Below are 15616 nucleotides of genomic sequence, written 5' to 3'. Positions count from 1 at the left end.
GAACGAATAACACAATGATGATGTATTTGACCGCTTTTTGACAGCCGCAAAACAGGCGCGCTTGTCTGAAAAAAATGTGTTAAAAACAAAAGGCAGTACACGCAAACGATAACTCACAACTTAAATAACGTCAGGCAGGGTCGACAGTCAATGATCCCACAAATTTCTCAGGCGCCAGGGCTGGTTCAGCTGGTGCTCAATTTTTTGCAGGCACTGGAGCAGCAGGGTTTTACCGGCGACACCGCAACCAGCTACGCTGACCGGTTAACCATGGCCACCGATAACAGTATTTATCAGCTGTTGCCGGACGCCGTATTGTTTCCCCGTTCTACGGCAGATGTGGCTTTGCTTGCCCGTCTGGCGTGCGAAGAACGTTTCAGGTCTCTGGTCTTTACCCCCCGCGGCGGCGGCACCGGCACCAACGGCCAGGCGCTGAACAAAGGGATTGTCGTTGACATGTCCCGCTACATGAACCGCATTATTGAGATCGATCCCGAGCAGGGTTGGGTGCGCGTGGAAGCCGGGGTAATTAAAGACCAGCTTAATCAGTATCTGAAACCTTACGGCTATTTCTTTGCCCCGGAACTTTCCACCAGTAACCGCGCAACGCTTGGCGGGATGATAAATACCGACGCCTCCGGGCAGGGTTCGCTGGTGTACGGCAAAACTTCCGATCATGTGATGGGCGTACGTGCCGTGCTGCTGGGCGGCGATATCCTCGACACGCATCCTATGTCCGCAGCCCTTGCTGAAGATATGGGCCGCGATGGAAGCACCATCGGAAAAATTTACCGTACGGTTTATGACCGTTGCCGCGAACAGCGCCAGTTAATTACCGACAGGTTCCCAAAACTCAACCGTTTCCTTACCGGCTACGATCTGCGGCACGTTTTTAACGACGATCTTTCGCAGTTTGATCTCACCCGCATTCTGACAGGCTCGGAAGGCACGCTGGCGTTTATCACCGAAGCGAAGCTGGACATCACGCGCCTGCCGAAGGTGCGCAGGCTGGTGAATGTGAAGTACGACTCCTTCGATTCCGCGCTGCGCAGCGCGCCGTTTATGGTGGAAGCCCGCGCGCTTTCCGTCGAGACGGTAGATTCCAAAGTACTGAACCTGGCGCGGGAGGATATTGTCTGGCATTCGGTGAGCGAACTGATTACCGACGTGCCGGATAAAGAGATGCTCGGCCTGAATATCGTTGAATTTGCCGGTGATGATGCGGAGCTGATTGAAAGCCAGGTGACCGCTTTGTGTGAACGCCTTGATACGCTGATAGCGCAAGGCGAGGGCGGGGTTATCGGCTGGCAGATTTGTAGCGATCTTGCCGGTATCGAGCTTATCTACGGCATGCGTAAAAAAGCGGTAGGCCTGCTGGGTAACGCTAAAGGGCAGGCGAAGCCTATTCCGTTTGCTGAGGATACCTGCGTTCCACCGCAGCATCTGGCTGACTATATCGTTGAATTCCGCGCGCTGCTCGACAGCCACAATCTGAGCTATGGCATGTTCGGCCATGTGGATGCGGGCGTGCTCCACGTGCGCCCGGCGCTGGATATGTGCGACCCGCATCAGGAAATGCTGATGAAGCGTATCTCAGACGATGTGGTGGCGCTGACCGCAAAATACGGCGGCCTGCTGTGGGGCGAACACGGCAAAGGTTTCCGCGCGCAATACAGTCCGGCATTCTTCGGGGAAACGCTTTTCGAGGAGCTGCGGCGCATTAAAGCCGCGTTCGATCCGGACAACCGCCTGAATCCGGGCAAAATTTGCCCGCCGCTCGGCGTGGACGATCCGATGATGCAGGTAGATGCGGTGAAGCGCGGCACTTTCGACAGGCAAATCCCCATCGCTGTACGGACTTCCTGGCGCGGTGCGATGGAGTGTAACGGCAACGGCCTTTGTTTTAACTTCGACGTGAAGAGCCCGATGTGTCCGTCGATGAAGATTACCAGCAACCGTATCCATTCCCCGAAAGGACGTGCCACGCTAACTCGTGAATGGCTGCGTCTGCTGGCCGATCGCGGCGTTGATCCGGAAGCGCTTGAGAAGCAGTTACCGGAACAACGTGCCAGCCTGCGGGGGCTTATCGAGCGGAGCCGTAATACCTGGCATGCGCGCAAAGGCGAATACGATTTTTCACACGAAGTAAAAGAGGCGATGTCCGGCTGTCTGGCCTGTAAAGCGTGTTCCACGCAGTGTCCGATTAAAATCGACGTGCCGGAATTCCGCTCTCGTTTCCTGCAGCTTTATCACACCCGCTATCTGCGCCCGGTGCGCGATCATCTGGTGGCAACGGTTGAAAGCTATGCACCGCTAATGGCGCGCGCGCCGAAAACCTTCAACTTCTTTATGAGCCAGCCGTGGGTGCGCAATCTGTCGCAAAAACACATCGGTATGGTTGACCTGCCTGCGCTTTCCACGCCGACGCTGCAGCAGCGGCTGGTGGGGCATCATTCAGCGAATACCACGCTTGAGCAGCTTGAGAAATACAGCGCAGAGCAGCGCGCTAAAACCGTACTGGTGGTGCAGGACCCGTTTACCAGTTATTACGATGCCCAGGTTGTTGCAGATTTCGTGCGCCTGGTGGAAAAACTAGGCTTCGAACCTGTAGTGCTGCCGTTTTCACCAAACGGTAAGGCGCAGCATATTAAAGGTTTTCTGCTGAAATTCGCCCGCACGGCGCGTAAAACCTCAGAGTTCCTGAATCGCATTGCGGCATTAGGCATGCCAATGGTGGGTGTCGACCCGGCGCTGGTGCTTTGCTATCGCGATGAGTACAAGCAAACGCTGGGCGAAGATCGCGGGGATTTCCACGTGCAGCTAGTGCATGAATGGCTGCAAGGCGTGCTGGCAGATCGTGAAATCACGCCCGTCGGAGGCGAATCCTGGTATTTATTCGGCCATTGTACCGAGGTAACGGCGCTGCCAACCGCGCCAGGCCTGTGGGCTGCGATTTTTGCGCGCTTTGGGGCGAAACTGGAAAACGTCAGCGTCGGTTGCTGCGGCATGGCCGGAACCTACGGGCATGAGGTGAAAAATCACGCCAACTCGCTTGGTATTTACGAGCTTTCATGGCATCAGGCGATGCAGCGCCTGCCGCGTCAACGCTGCCTGGCAACGGGCTATTCCTGCCGCAGCCAGGTTAAACGCGTGGAGGGCAACGGCGTGCGTCATCCGTTGCAGGCCCTGCTGGAGATTCTGGGATGATCTGGCGACGAGAAACCACCCTGGAGGCGCTCAATGCGCTGAGCGCCGGTAATATGGTCGCACATGTTGGCATCGTGTTTACCCGCATTAGCGATAGCGAACTGGAAGCCACCATGCCGGTTGATAATCGCACCCGTCAACCGTTCGGCCTGCTGCACGGCGGCGCATCTGTCGTGCTGGCGGAAACGCTCGGGTCGGTGGCGGGCTATTTGTGCACCGAGGGCGAGCAAAAAATCGTTGGCCTGGAGGTGAATGCTAACCATCTGCGCTCCGCGCGTGAGGGCATCGTGCGTGGCGTGTGCAAGGCGGTCCACGTTGGACGTCGCCATCAGGTCTGGCAGATTGAAATCAGCGATGAGCAGGGAAGGCTTTGTTGTACTTCCCGGCTGACGACGGCGGTGGTTTAAATTACGGTTTCGTAAACTACAGGGCGAATAAATTTTGCGCTTATCCGCCCTTTGCATGATTCAGGTCGGCAAGCGCGTCAGTACCTGGCTGCAACCATATAAATCTTCTGAATTTGCAAACGCCTGCGAAGCGGGGAACGCTAATAAGTGAATTATTGATAATCACTCAATGCGTGCAGCGGGCAATGGCTTATCAGGAAAAACGTCGGCAGGTCATTCACCGCGTTCGGCCAGGTCGATAACATCGAGATTTTTGGCGTTAATAACTACTGGGCAGGAGAATTCATATTCATCATGTAGGCTTCCATTGGTGCAGTGTGAATAAGGCTTCGCAACGTTTTTCTCTTCGTCGCAGGCTAAGGTATCTCTCCGGCATTTCTGCTAAGGTCGATAGCGTTAAAAAGACAACAGGAGGTCATATGCGCCAGAGAATTATCGTTTGTCCCATTATTGAAAACGATGGCGAAGTTTTACTTTGTAAAATGGCGAGCGATCGCGGCGTTTTTCCGGGACAGTGGGCGCTTTCCGGCGGAGGTATGGAAGCTGGCGAACATCTCAACGAGGCGTTATTACGGGAGATCCGCGAGGAACTGGGCGATGCTTTGCAGATAACCAGCATAACGCCCTGGACGTTTTCAGATGATGTGCGTATCAAAACCTATGCGGACGGAACGAAAGAAGAAATCTATATGATTTATCTGTTGTTCAACTGCGTCAGCGCCAACCGGCAGGTGACGTTTAATGAAGAGTTTCAGGAAATAGCCTGGGTTAAGCCTGCTGAGCTTGGCAACTATGATTTAAACGAGGCGACAAAAGCCACCTTTACCAGAAGAGGGTGGTTATAGCGAGCGTTGGCAGATCGGTTTAATTATTTACGCTATTAACGCAAAAGCCCCGTGCCTTGAGCAACGGGGCTTTTCTGTCTACACAGGTTTAATACGCAGGCGATATTTCGGCACCCTCGGTCTTAAAGACGGCCACGGTACCGGAAAGCTTATGGGCTAAACGATCCATATGGCCTGTTATAGTAGCCGATTCTACCACCAGAGCAGCATTCTGCTGGGTCACGATATCCATCTCATTCACCGCTGTCGCAATCTGATTGATGCCAGCGCTTTGTTCGTCAGAAGCGACGGTGATTTCACTCATAATATTGCTCACCTGGGTAATCGAATTAACAATATCCTGCATTCTTTTCCCTGCGTCCTGAACCTGCAGCGTGCCCTGGCTTGCATTAGAGACCGACTCGCAAATCAGATCGCTGATTTCTTTCGCCGCATCGGCGCTGCTTTTGGCCAGATTTCTCACTTCGCTGGCAACCACCGCGAAACCACGCCCTTGCTCACCCGCTCGTGCAGCTTCAACCGCTGCGTTAAGGGCCAGAATATTCGTTTGGTTGGCAATGCCGGTGATCACATTATTAATATCAGCAATCAAGGTGGCGCTTTGTTCAATTTTTTGCATTGTCGCAATAACGTTGTTCATGACGACAGCACCGTTATTTGCGACTTCATTAGCGTCCAGCGCGAGCTGGCTTGCCAGACGGGCGTTATCAGCATTGTTTTTAACGGTGGTTTTAATCTCTTCCATACTGGCAGCGGTTTGCTGTAACGCGCTTGCCTGTTGCTCAGTGCGCGCGGACAGGTCCTGGTTGCCGACGGAAATTTTTGCAGAGGACTGGCTAATTTTTGATGAGGTTTCCTGTACTGAAGAAATTACCGATACCAGTTCATCCTTCATTGACCCTAAGCCGGAAAAAAGCTGGCCCAGCTCGTCTTTCGCATCGACATTCATCGTAAAGGCCAGATTGCCACGGCTAATCTCTTCAAACAGCGCTGACAGCGTATTGATGCGTTTGAGAATATTTCTTTTAAACCAGGAAGAGGTCAATACATACAATCCTAGAAATAATATGCACAGCACGGTGGAAACAATAAATAAAGTATCACGATCAAGTTTAGCTTCGCCGATATACCAGGTTTCAAGCTTTTTTGCCTCCTGAATATAAAGAGAGATCGATTGCGCCAGCGCATCATAGTCTTCTGTTTTATCGATCCACCGGTAGGTGCCGTTGCGTAATTCATTGACGGAGTTTTCAATATAATCTGTTAAAGCATAAAAGCGCGTGCTGATATCGTCTGCCATTACCTCGCCTATTTTGTTGACCCTTGGTTCATTGAGCCAGGTAGTAACGTTGCTTTTAATCCCCGCCAGGCCGTTGTTAATACGGGCAGCACGGCTTTCATCCCAGGGCTCGCCAGACATATGGCTGACTAATAGTGAATTGAGGTAATAACGCATCATAGCAAGGTTGTAATTGCTACGGTCTAGTGTAGTGACATTGGCGGATAGCGCAGCGGCGCCGTTAAAATTAACATATGATTTTTGTGCAGAAAAGAAGCTGTAGGCCTGTGCCAAAATAATGACCACTATGAGGCCTAATAAACCGCTTTTGATCTTTTTTTCCAGACTAAGGCTTAACATCGAATTCCCCGCTTATGTTTATTATAGAAATATCCTGAATTTACATTCCATATATAACTATCGGTTTTTACAGCAAATGCATAAGCCTGTCAGCGGTAATTTCTGGGGAAAAGGCTTTAAATAAGCATTAAGGAGACATATATGACTGCGCATAATAATTTATATGGTGTATTGCGCTGGCGTTTGCCGGAGGTGAAAAATGTATAGCGTTGATAGGTTTAATATCTGCATTAAGCGCGGATAAAAAGTTGTCAGGTTGCCGCCGCGTACCGGCCTGGAAACAGGGCGTTACCGTTTCGCATCGGTTTTCTTGCCTCTGTAGCCTTCTGCCTCTCACTTAAATAGATATTCCCTATACATCTTTTTCTTTCTACCGTTCATTCCGACTTTCTGAAAATAATTCCTCTTTATTTCAGCAGCTTAAATAGAATTTTTCGCCATCAGCAAGAGTTTCAGCAGGGTCTATCCTTAATAAAGACGTCCAAAAAAGCAGCATTTCTTGAATACCCCTGTTATCAGGATGTTGTATTGATAATTGTTATCATTAACATAGGGTATCGGCCTTTGGGCGGCAAAACAGAAGAGGTGAACTATGGATGTGCAAACAGGTAGCTTCGATCCTAATGAATTCGCCTGGCAGGGATTGACGCTAACCCCTGACGCGGCCACGCATATACGCAAGCTGGTAAGCCAGCAGCCGGGACTGCTCGGCGTGCGCCTTGGCATAAAGCAAACCGGATGTGCAGGCTTTGGTTACGTGCTCGATACCGTAAAAGAGCCTCATAAAGACGACCTTCTTTTTGAAACGGCGGGCGCAAAGCTATGGGTTCCGCTGTCGGCCATGCCGTTTATTGATGGTACCGAGGTCGACTATGTGCGCGAAGGCCTAAACGAAATTTTCAAATTCAACAACCCGAAAGCACAGAACGAATGTGGCTGTGGCGAAAGCTTTGGGGTGTAGGCGGGATTATGTCACGTAATACTGAAACAACCGACGACGTACAAACCTGGGCTGGCGGCCATCACTATAAAGAAGGCTTCTTCACTCAGCTCAAAACCGACGAAATGGCGCACGGCATTAACGAAGAGGTGGTGCGGGCGATTTCTGCGCGGCGCAATGAGCCAGAGTGGATGCTTGAATTTCGCCTGAGCGCTTACCGCGCCTGGCTTGAGATGGAAGAGCCGCACTGGCTGAAGGCCAACTATGAAAAGCTCAACTATCAGGATTACAGCTATTACTCCGCGCCGTCCTGCGGTAGCTGTGACGACAACTGCGCATCCCAGCCGGGTGCCGTGCAGCAGCCCGGCAGCAACGCTTATCTGACGGGCGAAGTGGAAGAGGCGTTTAAACAGCTTGGCGTACCGGTACGTGAAGGCTCAGAAGTGGCCGTGGATGCAATTTTTGACTCGGTTTCCGTGGCCACGACCTACCGTGAAAAGCTTTCAGAACAGGGCATTATCTTCTGCTCCTTCGGCGAGGCTATTCACGAATATCCTGAGCTGGTGAAAAAGTATCTCGGCACGGTAGTACCGAGTAACGATAACTTTTTTGCCGCGCTGAATGCCGCCGTGGCTTCCGACGGCACGTTTATCTACGTGCCGAAAGGCGTTCGCTGTCCGATGGAGCTTTCTACCTATTTTCGTATCAATGCCGAAAAAACCGGTCAGTTCGAGCGGACCATCCTCGTGGCAGATGAAGGCAGCTACGTGAGCTACATTGAAGGGTGTTCGGCCCCGGTTCGTGACAGCTATCAGCTTCACGCGGCGGTAGTGGAAGTCATCATCCATAAAGATGCGGAAGTGAAGTACTCCACGGTGCAGAACTGGTTCCCGGGCGACGGGAACACCGGCGGCATCCTGAACTTTGTGACCAAGCGTGCCCTGTGCGAAGGGGCAAACAGCAAGATGTCCTGGACCCAGTCAGAAACAGGTTCCGCCATTACCTGGAAATACCCAAGCGTTATTCTGCGCGGCGACAATTCCATCGGCGAATTCTTCTCCGTGGCGTTGACGGCCGGGAACCAGCAGGCCGATACGGGCACCAAAATGATCCATATTGGTAAAAACACCAAATCGACGATTATCTCGAAGGGCATCTCCGCCGGGCACAGCCAGAACAGCTATCGCGGTCTGGTGAAAATCATGCCAACCGCAATCAACGCCCGTAACTTCACCCAGTGCGACTCAATGCTTATCGGGCCGGACAGCGGCGCTCATACCTTCCCCTACGTGGAATGCCGCAACAACACCGCCCAGCTGGAGCACGAAGCGACTACTTCGCGTATTGGTGAAGATCAGTTGTTCTACTGCCTGCAACGCGGAATTGCCCAGGACGATGCCATATCGATGATCGTCAATGGATTCTGTAAAGATGTGTTCTCTGAACTGCCACTCGAATTCGCGGTGGAAGCACAAAAATTATTAGCGATAAGCCTCGAACACAGTGTCGGTTAAGCATTAAGGGAAAACTATGTTAAGCATTAAAGATTTACAGGTAAGCGTTGAAGATAAAGAAATTCTGCGTGGCTTGAGCCTGGAAGTAAAGCCTGGGGAAGTGCATGCCATTATGGGGCCGAACGGCTCCGGGAAAAGTACGCTTTCCGCCACGCTTGCCGGGCGTGACGATTACGAGGTCACCGGCGGAGAGGTTCATTTTAAAGGCAAAGACCTGCTGGAATTATCGCCGGAAGAGCGCGCAGGCGAAGGCATCTTTATGGCTTTTCAGTATCCGGTGGAGATCCCCGGCGTCAGTAATCAGTTTTTCCTGCAAACCGCCCTCAACGCGACGCGCGAATATCGCGGGCTGGAAGAGCTTGACCGGTTTGATTTTCAGGATTTGATGGAAGAGAAAATCAAGCTGCTGAAAATGCCCGAAGATTTGCTGACCCGCTCGGTAAACGTCGGTTTCTCCGGCGGTGAGAAAAAGCGTAATGATATTCTGCAAATGGCGGTGCTGGAGCCGGAGCTGTGCATTCTTGATGAAACGGACTCCGGTCTGGACATCGATGCCCTGAAAATCGTTGCCGAAGGGGTTAACGCCCTGCGTGACGGTAGCCGTTCGTTTATTATCGTGACGCACTACCAGCGTATTCTTGACTACATCAAGCCTGATTTTGTCCACGTGTTATATCAGGGACGCATCGTGAAATCGGGCGATTTTAGCCTGGTGAAACAACTGGAGGAGCAGGGCTATGGCTGGCTTAGCGAACAGCAGTAACGGCAACGCCCTGCAGCAGTGGCATCACCTCTTTGAGGCGCAGGGCAGACGACGCACAAAAGAGGCGCAGGAGCATATGCAGCAGATGCTGCGTCTGGGTCTGCCGACACGCAAGCATGAAAACTGGAAATACACGCCGCTGGAAGGGCTGTTGCAGCACCAGTTTGCGATGCCTGCGCCGAAAGCGCTGACCAAAATTCAGCTTGACGCGTTAGCTTTACCCGTTGATGCCTGGCGCTTAGTGTTTGTCGACGGGCGATTTAACGCCGAATTGAGCGACTCTCTTGCCAACAGCGGTTTTGAAGTGACGGTGGATGACCAACGCCAGACGCTGCCCGCTGCGGTCCAGGGCGAACTTTTTCTGCATCTGACAGAAAGCCTGGCTGAAACGGTTACGCATATCCGCGTGGCGCGTCATCACAGCCCGACAAAACCGCTGCTGTTGTTACACGTCAGTCGTGGCAGCGCGGGGACGGAAATGAATACCGCACATTATCGCCACCATCTGTCGCTTGACGAAGGCGCCCGGGCAACGGTGATTGAGCATTACGTCAGTTTCGATGAGCACGCGCACTTCACGGGCGCTCGTTTTACTGCGGATGTGGCGGCGAACAGCCAGCTACGCCATTATAAACTGGCCTTTGAAAATGCCCTCAGCTACCACTTCGCGCATAACGATTTAGTCCTGGGCCAGGATGCTACGGTTGAGAGTAACAGCTTCCTGCTGGGTGCGGCGGTGTTGCGCCATAACACCAGCACGCAGCTCAACGGCGAAAATACCACGTTGCGAATGAACAGCCTCGCGCTGCCGGTCAACAACGAAGTCTGCGATACCCGGACCTGGCTTGAGCACAACAAGGGCTATTGTAACAGCCGTCAGCTGCATAAAACCATCGTGCGGGATAAAGGTCGGGCGGTGTTTAACGGCATGATTAAGGTGGCGCAGCACGCGATTAAAACCGACGGGCAGATGACCAATAACAACCTGTTGCTGGGACGTCTGGCGGAAGTGGATACCAAGCCGCAGCTTGAAATCTATGCCGACGACGTGAAATGCAGCCACGGCGCAACCATCGGCCGTATCGACGATGAGCAGATGTTTTACCTGCGTTCACGCGGTATCGATGAGCAGGCGGCGCAACAGATGATTATCTACGCTTTTGCCGCTGAGCTTACGGAAAGCATCAGCGACGAGGCGTTAAAACAGCAGGTGCTGGCGAGGATCGGCCAACGCTTTGCGGGGAGCGAAGCATGAGTTTTTCCATCGAACAGGTGCGGGCGGATTTTCCGATTTTAAGCCGGGAAGTAAACGGGCAGCCGCTGGTGTATCTCGACAGCGCCGCCAGCGCGCAAAAACCGCAGATGGTCATTGACGCCGAGCTGGACTTTTACAGTCACGGCTACGCGGCGGTGCATCGCGGTATCCATACGCTGAGCGCCGAAGCGACCCAACTTATGGAGAACGTGCGTAACCAGGTGTCGCGCTTTATCAATGCGCGTACGCCAGAAGAAATCGTCTTTGTTCGCGGTACGACAGAAGGCATTAATCTGGTCGCCAACAGCTGGGGGCGCGCCAATATTCAGGCCGGGGATAACATTATTATCTCCGCCATGGAACACCATGCGAATATCGTACCCTGGCAAATCCTTTGCGAGCATACCGGCGCCACGCTGCGGGTTATTCCGCTAAACGAAGACGGCACGTTGCAGCTTGATCTCTTCCCGACGCTTATCGACGAGCATACAAAACTGCTGGCGATTACCCAGGTTTCGAACGTGCTTGGCACGGAAAATCCGCTGCAGGAGATGATTGCCACAGCGCATCAGGCTGGCGTGAAGGTGCTGGTGGATGGCGCGCAGGCAATCATGCATCACGCCGTTGACGTGCAGGCGCTGGATTGCGATTTCTATCTCTTCTCCGGACATAAGATTTACGGGCCGACAGGCATCGGCGTGCTCTATGCTCGTGAAGATATTTTGCAGAGTATGCCGCCGTGGGAAGGAGGCGGGTCGATGATCGCCACCGTAAGCCTGACGGAAGGAACGACCTATGCGGCAGCACCCTGGCGTTTTGAAGCCGGTACGCCTAATACAGCCGGGATTGTCGGGCTGGGGGCCGCGTTACGTTACGTTGAGGGCCTCAACCTGGCCGAGGTGAACGAGTACGAGCATTCGCTTATGCGCTACGCTCAGCAGGCGTTGCAGGCCGTTCCTGACCTGACCGTATATGGCCCGCAAGATCGTCTGGGCGTAATTGCGTTTAACCTGGGCAAACATCACGCTTACGACGTGGGGAGCTTTCTTGATAATTACGGGATTGCTGTGCGCACAGGTCACCACTGTGCTATGCCGCTGATGGCATTCTACAAGGTTCCGGCAATGTGTCGCGCCTCGTTTGCTATGTACAATACCGAAGAAGAGGTGGACCGGCTGGCAGCAGGTTTGCAGCGCATCCACCGTCTTCTGGGCTAACAGGGAGAAGGTTATGGCCACGTTGCCAGATAAAGAAAAATTACTGAAAAATTTCAACCGTTGCGCCAGCTGGGAAGAGAAATATCTTTACATTATTGAGCTCGGCGGGCGGCTGCCTGAATTACCCGAGGCGGAGCATAAGCCGGAAAATACTATCCAGGGCTGTCAGAGTAAGGTATGGATTGTGATGCACCAGCAGCCGGATGGCGTGATTACGCTTGAGGGCGACAGCGATGCCGCCATTGTCAAAGGACTTATTGCGGTGGTTTTTATCCTTTACCAACGGATGACCGCACAGGATATTGTCGCCTTTGACGTACGTCCCTGGTTTGAGAAGCTTGCGCTGGCTCAGCACCTTACGCCTTCGCGCTCGCAGGGGCTCGAAGCAATGATCCGCGCTATCCGCACCAAAGCCGCCAATCTTAGCTAAACTAAAAGAACAGCTTTCATCCTGTTAACGCGAGGTAATTTTATTACCTCGCCGGGCTTTCAGCATTCCGACGTTATGTCGGTGAATACAGGAATACAATATGAAATGCGCGTTCAATAAAATAACACTTCTTTTTATCGGTGCGCTGGCTGTAAGCCAGTCGGCGTGGGCAGTTGACTATTTATTACCGCCACCGGGCAGCCGGATAATTGGCGAAAATAAAACGTATATTGTCCCGAATGACGGTAAAAACCTTGAAGCGGTAGCCGCTAAATACAATACCGGCGTGCTTTTACTGCTGGAGGCGAACAATACCGTCGATCCTTTTTTACCAAAACCGGGCAGCGAATTAATTATCCCCTCACAAATGATCCTGCCGGATACGCCGCATGAGGGAATTGTTATCAACCTGGCCGAGCTGCGGCTGTATTACTATCCGCCGGGGCAAAATCGTGTGGAAGTCTATCCGTTAGGTATCGGGCAACTGGGGCGTGAAACTCCCGTGATGGTAACGCGTATCAGTCAGAAAATCCCCAACCCAAGCTGGACGCCAACCGCAAATATTCGTGCCCGTTCTGCGGCTCAGGGTATTAATTTGCCGGCCGTTGTTCCCGCCGGGCCAAATAACCCGCTGGGACGTTACGCGCTGCGTCTGGAGAAAGGCGGCGGCGAGTATTTAATTCACGGCACGAACGCGCGTAACAGTATCGGGCTGCGCGTCAGTTCCGGTTGTATGAGGATGCGCGCGCCGGATATCAAAGCGTTATTTAGCCAGGCTGCATGGGGAACCCGGGTTGAAATTATCAATGAGCCCGTGAAGTATACCGTTGAGCCGGATGGAAAACGTTATGTTGAAGTGCATCAGCCGCTGTCACGTAATGACTGGGAGAACCCGCAAACCGTGCCAATTGCTATTTCCGCTGCGTTTGGTTCGTTTATCGATGACCCGTTGAGTGATAAAACGCAGGTTGACCGGGCCATTACGCGTCGCGCGGGATATCCGGTGCTCATTAACGAGCCACAGAGCGTACCTTTGCAGTCGCTAACTAATAACCCTCTACAGAGCGTCAGAGCGGCTCCAGAAGCTGCGCCAGTATCCGAGGCGACCGGAACACTGGTTAGCGGACAAAATAGCGTAGTGATGCGTTAGGGAAGGATTCAGCGGGGTTTTTAATTCAGGCAAAAAAATGGCGCACATTGTGCGCCATTTTATTCCAGTTACTCTTACTTACGGTAAGAGTGAGCCTGGTTGTCCAGACGCTGGTTAGCGCGAGCTGCGTCATCTTTAGCAGCCTGAACGTCAGAACGCATTGCGTTCACATCGTTGCTCAGCTGATCAACTTTAGCGTTCAGAGTCTGAACGTCAGAAGACAGTTGATCAATTTTAGCGTTAGAAGAACAACCTGCCAGCATAGTAGAAGCCAGGATTACCGCGCCCAGTACCAGTTTAGTACGATTCATTATTAATACCCTCTAGATTGAGTTAATCTCCATGTAGCGCTACAAGTATTACACAAAGTTTTTTGAGTTGAGAATAAATTTTTGATGGGAATGCACTTAAATTTGATCGTTCGCTCAAAGAAACACCGAACCGGGGCGAGAAGTTAAAAAAAACTGAGAAAACAGGGCGCTTTCATCGGATTCATCTTAATTAAATTTCGCTTAAATAGTTTAAGCCGATTTGCTTTTTTATTAATACGGTCTATTAAAGCAATAAAAAAAGCGCCCGCAGGCGCTTTTTAACAAAATATTCGTTCGCAATGTAAAATTACAGAACGTGAACGGATGCAGTATTGGTTGTACCGCTTGGAACCAGGGCGCCGGAAACCATCACAACGATGTCGCCTTTGCGGGCCAGACCGCTTTCCAGAGCGACATCTTTACCCAGACGGTAGAAATCGTCGGTAGAGGCGATTTCTTTCACCAGCTGCGGAACCACGCCTTTGCTCAGCACGAGCTGACGAGCAGTGACTTCGTTAGTAGTCAGCGCCAGAATGGTAGCGTTCGGGAAGTATTTACGTACGGCTTTAGCAGATTTACCGCCCTGGGTTGCCACAACGATCAGCGGCGCTTCCAGTTTCTCGGCAGTTTCCACCGCACCGCGGCAAACCGCTTCGGTGATGCGCAGCTTACGGCTGTCGTGGTTGTTATCCAGACGGCTGGTCATTACGCGGTCGGTACGTTCGCAGATGGTTGCCATGATGGTCACCGCTTCCAGCGGGTATTTACCCTTCGCGGATTCGCCAGAGAGCATAACGGCATCGGTGCCGTCGATGATGGCGTTAGCCACGTCGCCTGCTTCAGCGCGGGTAGGACGCGGGTTTTTAATCATCGAGTCGAGCATCTGCGTCGCGGTGATCACCACTTTACGAGCGCGAACGCATTTCTCGATCATCATTTTCTGCGCGAAGATCACTTCTTCTACAGGGATTTCCACGCCCAGGTCACCACGAGCAACCATAATGCCGTCGGAAGCTTCGAGGATTTCGTCGAAGTTATTCAGGCCTTCCTGGTTTTCGATTTTGGAGATGATCTGGATATTCTCGCCGCCGTGGGCTTTTAGGTGCTCACGGATTTCAACCACGTCTGAACGCTTACGGATGAAGGATGCAGCAACGAAATCAACGCCTTGCTCGCAGCCAAAGATCAGGTCCTGTTTGTCTTTCTCAGCAAGCGCAGGCAGAGCGATGGAAACGCCCGGCAGGTTAACGCCTTTGTTCTCGCCCAGGTCGCCGTTGTTCAGCACTTTACAAACAACGTTCTTGCCTTCGATAGCAGTGACTTCCATACCGATCAGACCATCGTCAACCAGCACGGTGTTACCCACGCTCAGATCGCTGGTAAAGCCTTCATAGGTCACAGCAACGATGTCGCTGTTGCCCACGACGGTTTTGTCGGTCGTGAAGGTGAAAGACTGGCCTGCTTTCAGAGAGACGTCGTTGCCGCCTTCCAGTTTGATGGTACGAATTTCAGGGCCTTTGGTATCCAGCAAAATGGCAGCTTTCTTGCCGGTTTTGCTGACCACGTTGCGCAGATTTTTGATGCGCTGGCCGTGCTCTTCATAGTCACCATGAGAAAAGTTCAGACGCATAACGTTCATGCCCGCGTCGAGCATTTTGGTCAGCATCTCTTCGGATTCGGTTTTCGGACCGATGGTGCAAACAATTTTAGTCTTTTTCATGACAGTCTTATCTGTAAGTTGAGAAGGATCGTTAAAACTCGGTTCCGGCTGATACGGTCGCCGGAGCGGAAACCAAAGCTGGTATTGTAAAAGTGACACCTGGTAAGGATAGGTGACGGAGATAAAGCGTGCAGAGGAAAGTATGCTTGCGGTTCAGCCAGCCGGGGAAAAGGGCATAATTGTCTATTATAAAGGCAGTCCAATGCGCTGAAACCATT

The 15616-nt window shown here is 52.3% G+C and carries 14 protein-coding genes; 10 read left to right on the top strand and 4 right to left on the bottom strand.

The features are described 5' to 3' along the window. Positions 1-150 precede the first annotated feature (150 nt). From ydiJ to nudI, 3 genes are all read left to right on the top strand, one after another. Positions 151-3207, top strand: a complete 3057-nt coding sequence (gene ydiJ, locus E2L00_RS03955) for a D-2-hydroxyglutarate dehydrogenase YdiJ (RefSeq protein ID WP_167607270.1) — start codon at positions 151-153, stop codon at positions 3205-3207. Next, positions 3204-3614: a 1,4-dihydroxy-2-naphthoyl-CoA hydrolase gene (gene menI, locus E2L00_RS03950; protein WP_167607267.1), complete on the top strand. Its 411-nt coding sequence runs from the start codon at positions 3204-3206 to the stop codon at positions 3612-3614. The genes ydiJ and menI overlap by 4 nt, the downstream gene beginning before the upstream one ends. A gap of 419 nt (positions 3615-4033) precedes the next feature. Then, positions 4034-4459 (top strand): nucleoside triphosphatase NudI, encoded by a 426-nt coding sequence (gene nudI, locus E2L00_RS03945; RefSeq protein ID WP_167607264.1) that lies wholly within the window; start codon positions 4034-4036, stop codon positions 4457-4459. Between the two features lie 88 nt (positions 4460-4547). On the opposite strand, the gene E2L00_RS03940 is transcribed toward nudI, so the two are convergent. Beyond that, entirely contained in the window at positions 4548-6098 is a 1551-nt protein-coding gene (locus E2L00_RS03940) for a methyl-accepting chemotaxis protein (protein WP_167607261.1), read from the bottom strand. A gap of 592 nt (positions 6099-6690) precedes the next feature. On the opposite strand from E2L00_RS03940, the gene sufA reads away from it, so the two are divergent. The 7 genes from sufA to ldtE all read left to right on the top strand — a co-directional run bounded on the left by sufA (position 6691) and on the right by ldtE (position 13367). After that, positions 6691-7059: a Fe-S cluster assembly scaffold SufA gene (sufA, locus tag E2L00_RS03935; protein WP_167607258.1), complete on the top strand. Its 369-nt coding sequence runs from the start codon at positions 6691-6693 to the stop codon at positions 7057-7059. Between the two features lie 8 nt (positions 7060-7067). Then, complete coding sequence (gene sufB / locus E2L00_RS03930) at positions 7068-8552, top strand: Fe-S cluster assembly protein SufB (protein WP_167607255.1); 1485 nt, start codon at positions 7068-7070, stop codon at positions 8550-8552. Positions 8553-8568: 16 nt separating this feature from the next. After that, entirely contained in the window at positions 8569-9315 is a 747-nt protein-coding gene (sufC, locus tag E2L00_RS03925; protein ID WP_167607252.1) for a Fe-S cluster assembly ATPase SufC, read from the top strand. Further along, positions 9290-10570 (top strand): Fe-S cluster assembly protein SufD, encoded by a 1281-nt coding sequence (sufD, locus tag E2L00_RS03920; protein ID WP_167607249.1) that lies wholly within the window; start codon positions 9290-9292, stop codon positions 10568-10570. The genes sufC and sufD overlap by 26 nt, the downstream gene beginning before the upstream one ends. Continuing rightward, positions 10567-11787 (top strand): cysteine desulfurase SufS, encoded by a 1221-nt coding sequence (gene sufS, locus E2L00_RS03915; RefSeq protein WP_167607246.1) that lies wholly within the window; start codon positions 10567-10569, stop codon positions 11785-11787. Before sufD ends, sufS begins: the two co-directional genes overlap by 4 nt. A 13-nt stretch (positions 11788-11800) precedes the next feature. Then, positions 11801-12217 (top strand): cysteine desulfuration protein SufE, encoded by a 417-nt coding sequence (sufE, locus tag E2L00_RS03910; RefSeq protein ID WP_167607243.1) that lies wholly within the window; start codon positions 11801-11803, stop codon positions 12215-12217. Positions 12218-12317: 100 nt separating this feature from the next. Then, positions 12318-13367 (top strand): L,D-transpeptidase LdtE, encoded by a 1050-nt coding sequence (gene ldtE, locus E2L00_RS03905; protein WP_167607240.1) that lies wholly within the window; start codon positions 12318-12320, stop codon positions 13365-13367. Between the two features lie 74 nt (positions 13368-13441). Here ldtE and E2L00_RS03900 read toward each other — a convergent pair whose 3' ends face one another. From E2L00_RS03900 to ynhH, 3 genes are all read right to left on the bottom strand, one after another. Further along, complete coding sequence (locus tag E2L00_RS03900; protein ID WP_034455915.1) at positions 13442-13678, bottom strand: major outer membrane lipoprotein; 237 nt, start codon at positions 13676-13678, stop codon at positions 13442-13444. Between the two features lie 307 nt (positions 13679-13985). Next, positions 13986-15398, bottom strand: coding sequence for a pyruvate kinase PykF (gene pykF / locus E2L00_RS03895; protein WP_167607237.1), 1413 nt, complete (start codon positions 15396-15398; stop codon positions 13986-13988). Then, a complete protein-coding gene (gene ynhH, locus E2L00_RS21915; protein ID WP_420808830.1) occupies positions 15395-15601 on the bottom strand; it encodes a protein YnhH in 207 nt (68 codons plus the stop codon). The genes pykF and ynhH overlap by 4 nt, the downstream gene beginning before the upstream one ends. Between the last annotated feature and the right edge of the window lie 15 nt (positions 15602-15616).

This window comes from Cedecea colo (assembly GCF_011808225.1).
In the GTDB taxonomy this organism is placed as follows: domain Bacteria; phylum Pseudomonadota; class Gammaproteobacteria; order Enterobacterales; family Enterobacteriaceae; genus Dryocola; species Dryocola colo.
This window is presented reverse-complemented; position numbering and strand designations above follow the sequence as displayed.

Excerpts from the sequence above, each read along its gene's own strand:
- nudI (WP_167607264.1), top strand. The coding sequence starts at position 4,034 with ATGCGCCAGAGAATTATCGTTTGTCCCATTATTGAAAACGATGGCGAA.
- ldtE (WP_167607240.1), top strand. The coding sequence starts at position 12,318 with ATGAAATGCGCGTTCAATAAAATAACACTTCTTTTTATCGGTGCGCTG.
- ydiJ (WP_167607270.1), top strand. The coding sequence starts at position 151 with ATGATCCCACAAATTTCTCAGGCGCCAGGGCTGGTTCAGCTGGTGCTC.
- pykF (WP_167607237.1), bottom strand. The coding sequence starts at position 15,398 with ATGAAAAAGACTAAAATTGTTTGCACCATCGGTCCGAAAACCGAATCC.
- E2L00_RS03940 (WP_167607261.1), bottom strand. The coding sequence starts at position 6,098 with ATGTTAAGCCTTAGTCTGGAAAAAAAGATCAAAAGCGGTTTATTAGGC.
- sufB (WP_167607255.1), top strand. The coding sequence starts at position 7,068 with ATGTCACGTAATACTGAAACAACCGACGACGTACAAACCTGGGCTGGC.
- E2L00_RS03900 (WP_034455915.1), bottom strand. The coding sequence starts at position 13,678 with ATGAATCGTACTAAACTGGTACTGGGCGCGGTAATCCTGGCTTCTACT.
- sufD (WP_167607249.1), top strand. The coding sequence starts at position 9,290 with ATGGCTGGCTTAGCGAACAGCAGTAACGGCAACGCCCTGCAGCAGTGG.
- menI (WP_167607267.1), top strand. The coding sequence starts at position 3,204 with ATGATCTGGCGACGAGAAACCACCCTGGAGGCGCTCAATGCGCTGAGC.
- sufE (WP_167607243.1), top strand. The coding sequence starts at position 11,801 with ATGGCCACGTTGCCAGATAAAGAAAAATTACTGAAAAATTTCAACCGT.
- sufA (WP_167607258.1), top strand. The coding sequence starts at position 6,691 with ATGGATGTGCAAACAGGTAGCTTCGATCCTAATGAATTCGCCTGGCAG.
- sufS (WP_167607246.1), top strand. The coding sequence starts at position 10,567 with ATGAGTTTTTCCATCGAACAGGTGCGGGCGGATTTTCCGATTTTAAGC.
- sufC (WP_167607252.1), top strand. The coding sequence starts at position 8,569 with ATGTTAAGCATTAAAGATTTACAGGTAAGCGTTGAAGATAAAGAAATT.